An 8858-nucleotide genomic window follows, 5' to 3' on the forward strand; every position below is an offset into this window, starting at 1 on the left:
CCCAAACAAATAAAAGGCCATCCTTATTCAGAGTGGCCTTAAACATTTTGAACGGTACGCTGCGTTACTAAATGGAAACGACCACGCGGCCCTTAACCTGACCTTTCAAAATATCGGCTCCAAGCTGCGGCAAATCTTCCAAAGCTGCAGGCACCGTCATCGCTTCAAGCTTGTCCATCGGCAAATCTGTCGCGATCCGCGCCCAAGCACGTTGGCGATTGTCAAACGGCTGCATGACGCTGTCGATGCCCAACAGGTTCACACCACGCAGCAAGAATGGGATCACACTGGCAGGCAAACTGGCTCCGCCAGCCAATCCAATTGCGGCCACTGAGCCCCCGTATTTGAGCTGACCAAGGACACGCGCCAGCATCTCGCCACCAACGGCATCAATGCAACCCGCCCAAGTTTCGGTCTCAAGGGGACGCTTCACGGTTTCGTTCAAATCACCACGCGCAACGATTTGGCTTGCCCCCAATGATTTCAAATAATCAGCTTGCTCAGGCCGCCCAGTCACCCCAGCAACTTCATATCCAAGGTTGGCCAGAATCGCAGTCGCAACAGACCCAACCCCACCAGCAGCACCGGTCACCAAAACGGGGCCTTTGTCAGGCGTCAACCCGTGGTCTTCGAGCGCCAATATCGCCAGCATGGCCGTAAAACCAGCGGTACCTACAGCCATCGCTTGGCGCGGTGTGATACCATCGGGCAATGGTACCAACCAATCGGCTTTGACCCGCGCTTTTTCCGCATAGCCACCCCATTGCACTTCACCGACACGCCAACCCGTCAAAACAACTTTATCGCCTGGCGCATAGCGCGCGTCCTCGGATGCCTCAACAGTGCCCGCAAAATCAATTCCAGGCACATGCGGATAGTTACGCACAAGTCCGCCCCCTTTGGGCGACAGACACAATCCGTCCTTGTAGTTCAATGTCGAATACTCAACACGCACTGTGACTTCGCCTGCAGGCATCAAGCCCTCGTCCACATCTTTAATCCGTGCCGAAGCCAAGCCGTCGGCCCCTTGTTCCATCACCAATGCGCGCATGATATCCTCCCAGACAGTCTCAAATAGACTTCATGTTGGTCTCTGATTTCTTTGAGAAAACAGTCGCTACCCGCGAGCGGAATGTCAAACACGATTTACGCCCTCGCAAGGCCCTTCCCCTTGCAGCTCCCGCAGCAAGCGCCTATATAAAACCTGTCGAGTTCGCTCGACTATGAACATAAACGCGCTCGTAATACACGGATCGGACCAGGGGGCGGTACCCTGCGTCTCCACCAATCACTCCCGCTCAAAGCTTTCATTTGGGGCTTAAATCGGGGCACATGGGGACGAAATAGGATCGACGGACGTCTAAAGGGGTTAGCTTTGTTTCGGTGAGTTACCACCGTTATCGGTACAAACTGAGTAGTTGCAAATGACAACAAAGCTCCAATGGCTCTCGCAGCGTAAGCTGTGCGAAACATTGAAATCTTAAGCCCTGTCGCCTAGCAGCGTCAGGCGGGGTTCGCAGGTACCTGGCAACAGAAACCTGCACTTTCAAAAATCGATATATCCCTAAAATTGAATCCAGTGGCTGTTTCGTAACCAATAATTCATCTGAAGATTGGTAATGTTTCTAAGAATCAAACTTGGGAGCACCGAAATGACAGGCGTGGAAATATTACAAGCATGGTACAAACGGGTTTGGGAAGAAGCAGACCTTGAGGCCGTAAATGAATACTTTGATGTGAACGCCATGGCGAATGGGTTCATGACCGATTTGGCAGCAGAGCTAGAGGACTTTCAAACGATTGTGCCAGCCGTCATGCGCCTCATTCGCAACATCAAAGTCGACATTGAGCACAGCATGGAAGACGGCGACAAAGCTTGGGCGCTCGTAACATTGCATGGGCAAAACGCCGAAGACATGTCACCTCTATCCTGCACCGGACAGGTCATGATAAAAGTGAAAGACAACAAAATAGTCGAGGCCAACAATCACTTTGACTTTATTGGGTTTTTCGAAAAATTGGGCCTGTTACCACAAGACACCGTAATGCTTTGCCTTGCAGGAGAGCAATTGTCATAATCGGCCTTTTGATGCGCACCATCACTGTCAGAATACCGTCTGGCACCAAACTTTAGGCGCAAACTATTGTTTGGGATGGTTTTAGGGACGATGCAGCTTGCAAGCCCTTTCCTTCGCCCCAGAATCCCTTATGTTATCACTAAGGCGACATGAGAGGATGCGAGATGGCCAAATCCATCGATTACGGAAACCTAATGCACAACGCGATGCGGGGCTTGATACGTCAAGTTTTACTCGACGTTCGCAAAGATGGGTTGCCCGGCGATCACCATTTTTTCATCACCTTTGACACAATGCACCCCGATGTCGAATTGGCGGATTGGCTCTCTGATCGCTATCCAGAAGAAATGACCGTGGTCATTCAACACTGGTTCGATAATCTCGAAGTGAACGAAGATAGTTTTTCTATCACTTTGAACTTTGGCGACAGCCCTGAGCCGCTCTTTATCCCATACGACGCCATTCGCACATTTGTTGATCCATCTGTCGAATTCGGTTTGCGCTTTGAAACGCAAGAAGCCGATGATGATGATATCGACAGCGATTTGGATGATGTCGATGACATCGCGACAGAATCCGAAGTGGCTGACTTTTCTGCAGCAGAACCAAAGAAGTCGGATGACACCGGCCCGAAAGAGGCTGAAATTGTCTCGCTCGATAAATTTCGCAAGTAGACTAGGTCGTCTCGCTGTTGGTGAGCACATTCGGAGTGCTACTGCCTAAAACTGAGACCGGAGTAGCGTCCAGTCGTCCTTTGCGCAAAAATCTCTCATCCGGTGGCCAATTTTATCGCTAACATCGCGCATGTATGCAACCGTATACATTGCATGCGGTGGCGCAAACGCGTATATCCATCCCAAATTTATGGCTTCGATCAAGGGAGAGAGCCCCGATGACAACCACCCGTACAGAAACAGACAGCTTTGGCCCACTTGAGGTTCCATCAGACAAATACTGGGGTGCACAAACACAGCGCTCCATCATGAACTTCCCAATTGGTTGGGAAAAGCAGCCTGTCCCAATCGTCCGCGCCCTTGGTGTTGTGAAAAAAGCCTGTGCGATGGAAAACTTCGCCCAAGGCAATTTGCCGAAAGACTTGGCCGATGCGATCATCGCTGCTGCCACCGAAGTGATCGACGGCAAATTCGACGACAACTTCCCGTTGGTGGTTTGGCAAACTGGGTCTGGCACACAGTCCAACATGAACGCCAACGAAGTCATTTCAAACCGCGCAATCGAAATGCTCGGTGGTGAATTGGCCTCCAAGTCCCCTGTTCACCCCAACGATCACTGCAACATGGGTCAGTCCTCAAACGACACGTTCCCAACTGCGATGCACGTTGCCATCGGCATGCAAGCGCGCGACGTATTGTTGCCAGGTCTCGACAAATTGGCCTCAGCCTTGGAAGCCAAGTCAGAAGAATTCAAGGACATCATCAAAATCGGTCGGACGCACACACAAGACGCGACTCCACTGACTTTGGGTCAAGAATTTGGTGGCTATGCGCACCAAGTGCGCAAAGGCATCGAACGCGTCAACGCTTGTTTGCCTGACATCTACGAATTGGCCCAAGGCGGCACAGCCGTAGGCACAGGCCTCAACACCAAAAAAGGCTGGGCCGAGGCTGTCGCCAAACACATGGCTGACATCACCGACCTGCCCTTCGTCACTGCCCCAAATAAATTTGAGTCTTTGGCCGGTCACGATGCGATGGTCATGTTCTCAGGTGCTTTGAAAACTGTGGCTGCGTCCTTGTTTAAAATCGCCAACGACATGCGTTTGCTCGGCTCCGGCCCGCGCTCTGGTCTTGGCGAATTGATCTTGCCAGAAAACGAGCCAGGCTCTTCCATCATGCCCGGCAAAGTGAACCCGACCCAAGCCGAAGCGCTGACAATGGTCTGCTGTCACGTCATGGGCAACGATGCAGCTGTTGGCATGGCTGGCTCGCAAGGTCACTTTGAGCTCAACGTTTACAACCCAATGATGTCCTACAACGTCTTGCAATCTATGCAACTTTTGGGTGACAGCGCGTCTGCCTTTACCGACAACATGGTCGTCGGCACACAAGCCAACATCGAACGCATCGACAAGTTGATGAAAGAAAGCTTGATGCTGGTGACAGCATTGGCGCCGACCATCGGCTACGATAACGCGACCAAAGTTGCCAAGACTGCGCACAAAAACGGCACGACATTGAAAGAAGAAGCGATTGCTTTGGGCTTTGTTGACGAAGCCACATTCGACGCGGTTGTGCGCCCAGAACAAATGATTGGTCCGAAAGACTAATTTTATTTCTAATCAAAGCCTTAATGGGCGGCCTTCGGGTCGCCCTTTTGCTATTTAACAGACGTCACGCTTGCCAATCTCGCCAAAAGGGGTATCATTGCACCCCATGAGCACACCTATCAATCTCAATAAATACCGCAAAGAAAAAGCCCGTGCCGCCAAACGCGCGCAGGCCGATGAAAATTCCGTGAAGTTCGGCCGCACCAAAGCGCAAAAACAGTTGGAAGAGGCACAAAAAGCCAAAGCTAAGGCCTTGCTCGACGGGCATAAAACGGACCAACCCGAATGATTGGCCGCCCCGTCAAACGATCTCTCACCCTACACGGACACCGTACGTCTGTGTCTTTAGAAGACCCGTTCTGGACGGCCTTTCGTGACATCGCATCAGAAACAGGCAAACCTATCAACGTGTTAGCTGCCGAAGTTGATGAAATGCGCGGCGTTGAAAGCGGATTGGCATCAGCGATCCGCGTCTATGTCCTAAGCTACTATCAGACGAAAGCCCAAGAAGGCGCCTGAGAGACCATCGCCAAGCGAACCGATTGCTTTATTGGCGTCAGACTGAGACGCCCCTCAATCACAGCACTTGGAGCGCGCGCCGCCCGCTTGAGCAGCGGCAGATGTGTCAATGCATCAATCATCGGGGCACGTTCAACTTTGTCCAAGCCCGCCAAAATCTCACCACTGCCACGCACCTGCTCAAATGCATCAGATGCCAGTTCCGATACAGCACTGAGACGCCCATCAACCAACGGAATGCGTCCCGCCTCTTCAAGCTTTGGAACCGCAGCGAAATAACGCACCAAAGCACCCGCATATGCGAGGTTTTTCAAGGCTGTATGGGTTTCAGCAGGCGCCCCCAAAAGACGCGAGGCTTCCACCATTGGCACGGCATAGCTGTTGCTCAAATAGGACTTGAACGACGCCAAATCCTCATGTGGGTCTTTGTAAATATCCCACTGGCGTGCGGTGACGGTCTTATCCAACGCCTCCGCGGCCTGAGCATCTAAAACGCCAGCCAAAGGCCGTGCGACTTCATGCGCGCGCGGGTCTTTACCATCGATTTTTTCTTGCAAAACGTCACGCCAGAACTGTAACCGCATTTCGGCAATCATGCTTTCCTTGGTCAACCACGGTGCTTTGGCAATTTCCAAACAAAAGGCATGGATCGGAAACAGTACATCGCGTGCGGGCACGGGTGCGGCCATCGTGGCACGAAACCGTTCTTGGTCAGCGGCCTTTACCAACTCAGCACAGGCTTGAACGTCTTGGACAGAAGCCATTATTCGGCCCCAAGCGCTTGCGAACCATCACGCACGAGCTTCCAATTGATTGCGTCCAACATAGCCTCAAAAGACGCGTCGATGATGTTTGACGACACGCCCACGGTGGACCACCGCCGTCCGGTGCTATCCTCGTAATCGATGATGACACGTGTGCGCGCTTCAGTACCACCTTGGGTAATTCGCACTTTATAGTCAACGAGTTCCATATCTTCGATCAAGGATTGATACGGGCCCAAATCTTTGACCAGCGCTTTAGACAAGGCGTTCACAGGCCCCCCGTCTGAGCCGTCCGCAACAATGCCTTCGGAAACCGATAGGTGACGTTCGCCACCGATGTTTACCACCACAGTCGCTTCGGACAGGTGGATCATCTCGCCGCGCGAATCCAAACGACGCTCGACCGTGGCACGGTAGCGTTCAACAGCAAAGAACGTCGGCAAGAGGCCAATTTCTTTGCGTGCGAGCAACTCGAATGACGCCTGCGCTGTGTCAAAGGAATAGCCAACGCCTTCAAGCTCTTTGATGCGGTCCAAAATTCGGCCCATGGCGGGGTCGCCTTTGGGCAGGTTCAGCCCCATATCGGACAGCCGTTTACGCAGGTTCGACTGCCCCGCTTGGTTCGACATCGGCACGATGCGTGCATTGCCCACCACTTCTGGCGGGACATGTTCGTAAGTGGTCGGGTCTTTCAAAATCGCCGAAGCATGCAAGCCCGCTTTATGCGCGAAAGCCGAGGCACCAACGTAAGGCGCGGAGCGTTGTGGCACGCGATTGAGGATATCATCGAGCATCCGAGACACTTGCACGAGGCTTTCAAGACCATCTGCGGTGACACCCGTTTCCATGGTCGATTTGTAAGGTTCTTTGAGCAGCAACGTCGGGATCAAAGTAATCAGGTTGGCATTGCCACAGCGCTCACCCAAGCCGTTTAGCGTGCCTTGTATTTGACGCGCGCCCGCATTGACCGCCGCCAAGGAATTCGCAACAGCATTGCCTGTGTCGTCATGAGTGTGAATGCCAAGATGGTCGCCCGGAATGCCACTTTCGATGACTTTAAGCGTGATTTGATACACTTCTCCCGGCAGCGTGCCACCATTGGTGTCGCAAAGGACTATCCAACGCGCGCCGGCCTCATAGGCGACTTTCAAACATTTAAGCGCGTAGTCAGGATTAGCCTTGTATCCGTCAAAGAAATGCTCGGCATCAAACAAAGCCTCGCGGCCGTTTTTGACCAGATGCGCGAAAGACGCTGAGATATTTTCAAGGTTCTCTTCCAAGGTGATGCCAAGCGCTGTCGTCACGTGGAAATCGTGGGTTTTGCCCACGAGACACACGGCATCCGTGCCAGCGTTCATCACGCCCGCGAGCACCTCGTCGTTCTCAGCCGAGCGCCCTGCCCGCTTGGTCATGCCAAAGGCAAGGAATGTCGCTTTTGTTTTGGGGGCATCATCGAAAAATTCGGAATCCGTCGGATTGGCACCGGGCCAACCGCCCTCGATGTAATCCACGCCCAACATGTCGAGCGCATCGGTGATCTGGTATTTTTCCGGCGTGGAAAACTGCACCCCTTGGGTTTGCTGCCCGTCGCGCAACGTTGTGTCGAAGAGGTAGAGGCGTTCTTTTTGAGCTTGGTCTGCCATTACAAAAGACCCTCCAGTTTTGACGCATCGAATTTCGGGCCAGCCTCAAGCTCGACACCTGTTTTAGACATACGCACTTCAACGCCTGCGTCTAAAAGCGCCGTTTTGAGCGCATCCACAGGGGCAAAGTCTTTAGTTTCCATGGCTGTTGCCCGTCGCTCATGTAAACGCTTCGAAAGCGTTCCAAGTATCGCCTGCTGATCAATTGTTAGCTCACTTTTTGGATCAACCCAAACTGCTCTAGGTTTTCGACCGAAGTCTTCGTTCCAAAACCCCAAAAACTTTAAATCGTGCGCCAATTGCTGAGCTGCGTCCTTATTCACTCTTACTTGCTTCGCCAATGCATCTAGATGCGTCAGCGCTAGGTGCGAGTTAAGGTCATTGGCAAGTGCATTAACGACTTCACCGCTAACATGCGCTTCACTTGCCAAGTCGGGATCAGCAAAATCTGAAATCAAATTATGGTAGTTCAACAACTTGAGTTCTGCCTGATCTGCTTTCTCCTGCGTCCAGTCCATCGGCTTGCGGTAATGCGTGCTTAGAAACACAAAGCGGATCACTTCACCTGGGACGCCTTGGTCCAGCAAATCACGCACGGTGAAGAAATTGCCTAAAGATTTGGACATTTTCTTGCCCTCGACCTGCAACATCTCGTTGTGCAGCCAGTAATTTGCCATTTTATCAGTGCCGTTGGCGCAGCAGGATTGTGCTATTTCGTTTTCATGGTGCGGGAACATTAGATCCAATCCGCCGCCGTGAATATCAAAGACATCTCCCAGCAATGCTTTGGACATTGCAGAACACTCGATATGCCAACCAGGGCGACCGTACCCCCAAGGGCTGTCCCAACCAGGCTGCGTTTGATCCGAGGGCTTCCACAGAACGAAATCCATTGGATTTCTTTTTCCTGCACCTTCGTCAGCCTTCTCAGTGGAAATCATATCCTGTAAAGTACGGCCTGATAGCACGCCATAATTTGGATCAGCCTCAACACTAAAGTAGCTATGAGCTGCTGCTTTTTCTGTATCTAAAAATACCGTCCGATCACCAGAATTATGCCCAATATGTTCTTGGGCATATGCAAATCCTTTTTCCATCAGCACCTCAATCATTGTAACCATCTGCGCGATATATTCTGTGGCGCGGGGCATGTGATTGGGGTCCATGGCGCCCACGGCTTGCATATCATCCAGATACCACTGTGTGGTCTCGTCCGTGATCTCGCGAATAGAGCGGCCTGTTTCGGCAGCCTTGGCGTTGATTTTATCGTCGACATCCGTGAAATTGCGCACATAGGTGACGTGATCCGCGCCATACACATGGCGCAGCAGGCGATTGAGCACATCAAACACGATCACAGGGCGCGCGTTGCCAATATGGGCGCGGTCATACACCGTCGGCCCGCAGACATACATCCGGACATTTTGCGCATCAATCGGCGTAAACACCTCTTTTTTGCGGGTTTTCGTGTTTGTCAGACGGATAACAGTCTTTGAATCGGCGTCAGTCATAGCTTTTCCTTCGGGTGTCCCCGCGGGCATATCAGCTTCATTCATAAGAGAAAAGA

Annotated in this window: 9 protein-coding genes and 1 other RNA gene; 6 read left to right on the plus strand and 4 right to left on the minus strand. The window is 52.2% G+C overall.

Annotated features, from left to right (window positions below; translation table 11 throughout):
- Window positions 1–67: 67 nt before the first annotated feature.
- On the minus strand, window positions 68–1054 hold the full coding sequence (locus ABF287_RS06505; protein ID WP_347184211.1) for an oxidoreductase: 987 nt from the start codon (window positions 1052–1054) through the stop codon (window positions 68–70).
- 113 nt (window positions 1055–1167) lie between these two features.
- On the opposite strand from ABF287_RS06505, the gene ssrA reads away from it, so the two are divergent.
- From ssrA to ABF287_RS06535, 6 genes are all read left to right on the plus strand, one after another.
- Window positions 1168–1545: a transfer-messenger RNA gene (ssrA, locus tag ABF287_RS06510) on the plus strand.
- 107 nt (window positions 1546–1652) lie between these two features.
- Window positions 1653–2078, plus strand: a complete 426-nt coding sequence (locus ABF287_RS06515; RefSeq protein WP_347184203.1) for an ester cyclase — start codon at window positions 1653–1655, stop codon at window positions 2076–2078.
- 164 nt (window positions 2079–2242) lie between these two features.
- Window positions 2243–2752: a ClpXP protease specificity-enhancing factor SspB gene (locus ABF287_RS06520; RefSeq protein ID WP_347184204.1), complete on the plus strand. Its 510-nt coding sequence runs from the start codon at window positions 2243–2245 to the stop codon at window positions 2750–2752.
- 218 nt (window positions 2753–2970) lie between these two features.
- Entirely contained in the window at window positions 2971–4365 is a 1395-nt protein-coding gene (gene fumC / locus ABF287_RS06525) for a class II fumarate hydratase (protein ID WP_347184205.1), read from the plus strand.
- Between the two features lie 106 nt (window positions 4366–4471).
- On the plus strand, window positions 4472–4654 hold the full coding sequence (locus tag ABF287_RS06530; protein ID WP_347184206.1) for a DUF4169 family protein: 183 nt from the start codon (window positions 4472–4474) through the stop codon (window positions 4652–4654).
- Entirely contained in the window at window positions 4651–4884 is a 234-nt protein-coding gene (locus ABF287_RS06535; protein WP_347184207.1) for a ribbon-helix-helix domain-containing protein, read from the plus strand. Before ABF287_RS06530 ends, ABF287_RS06535 begins: the two co-directional genes overlap by 4 nt.
- Here the strand turns inward: ABF287_RS06535 and ABF287_RS06540 are convergent.
- Genes ABF287_RS06540 through cysS form a run of 3 tightly spaced genes read right to left on the minus strand, consistent with a single transcriptional unit; the run spans window position 4857 to window position 8802 of the window.
- The gene (locus tag ABF287_RS06540) at window positions 4857–5648 is read right to left on the minus strand and encodes a squalene/phytoene synthase family protein (protein ID WP_347184208.1); all 792 of its coding nucleotides are present in this window, start codon (window positions 5646–5648) and stop codon (window positions 4857–4859) included. The genes ABF287_RS06535 and ABF287_RS06540 overlap by 28 nt on opposite strands.
- Window positions 5648–7291, minus strand: coding sequence for a citramalate synthase (cimA, locus tag ABF287_RS06545; RefSeq protein WP_347184209.1), 1644 nt, complete (start codon window positions 7289–7291; stop codon window positions 5648–5650). The genes ABF287_RS06540 and cimA overlap by 1 nt, the downstream gene beginning before the upstream one ends.
- The gene (gene cysS, locus ABF287_RS06550) at window positions 7291–8802 is read right to left on the minus strand and encodes a cysteine--tRNA ligase (RefSeq protein WP_347184212.1); all 1512 of its coding nucleotides are present in this window, start codon (window positions 8800–8802) and stop codon (window positions 7291–7293) included. The genes cimA and cysS overlap by 1 nt, the downstream gene beginning before the upstream one ends.
- Window positions 8803–8858: the final 56 nt, after the last annotated feature.

The organism is Pacificibacter sp., from assembly GCF_039769035.1.
In the GTDB taxonomy this organism is placed as follows: Bacteria; Pseudomonadota; Alphaproteobacteria; order Rhodobacterales; family Rhodobacteraceae; genus Celeribacter.

Bases quoted from the DNA above. Each gene is read 5' to 3' on its own strand.
- ABF287_RS06515 (WP_347184203.1), top strand. From the start codon at position 1,653: ATGACAGGCGTGGAAATATTACAAGCATGGTACAAACGGGTTTGGGAA.
- ABF287_RS06520 (WP_347184204.1), top strand. From the start codon at position 2,243: ATGGCCAAATCCATCGATTACGGAAACCTAATGCACAACGCGATGCGG.
- fumC (WP_347184205.1), top strand. From the start codon at position 2,971: ATGACAACCACCCGTACAGAAACAGACAGCTTTGGCCCACTTGAGGTT.
- ABF287_RS06530 (WP_347184206.1), top strand. From the start codon at position 4,472: ATGAGCACACCTATCAATCTCAATAAATACCGCAAAGAAAAAGCCCGT.
- ABF287_RS06535 (WP_347184207.1), top strand. From the start codon at position 4,651: ATGATTGGCCGCCCCGTCAAACGATCTCTCACCCTACACGGACACCGT.
- ABF287_RS06540 (WP_347184208.1), bottom strand. From the start codon at position 5,648: ATGGCTTCTGTCCAAGACGTTCAAGCCTGTGCTGAGTTGGTAAAGGCC.
- cimA (WP_347184209.1), bottom strand. From the start codon at position 7,291: ATGGCAGACCAAGCTCAAAAAGAACGCCTCTACCTCTTCGACACAACG.
- cysS (WP_347184212.1), bottom strand. From the start codon at position 8,802: ATGACTGACGCCGATTCAAAGACTGTTATCCGTCTGACAAACACGAAA.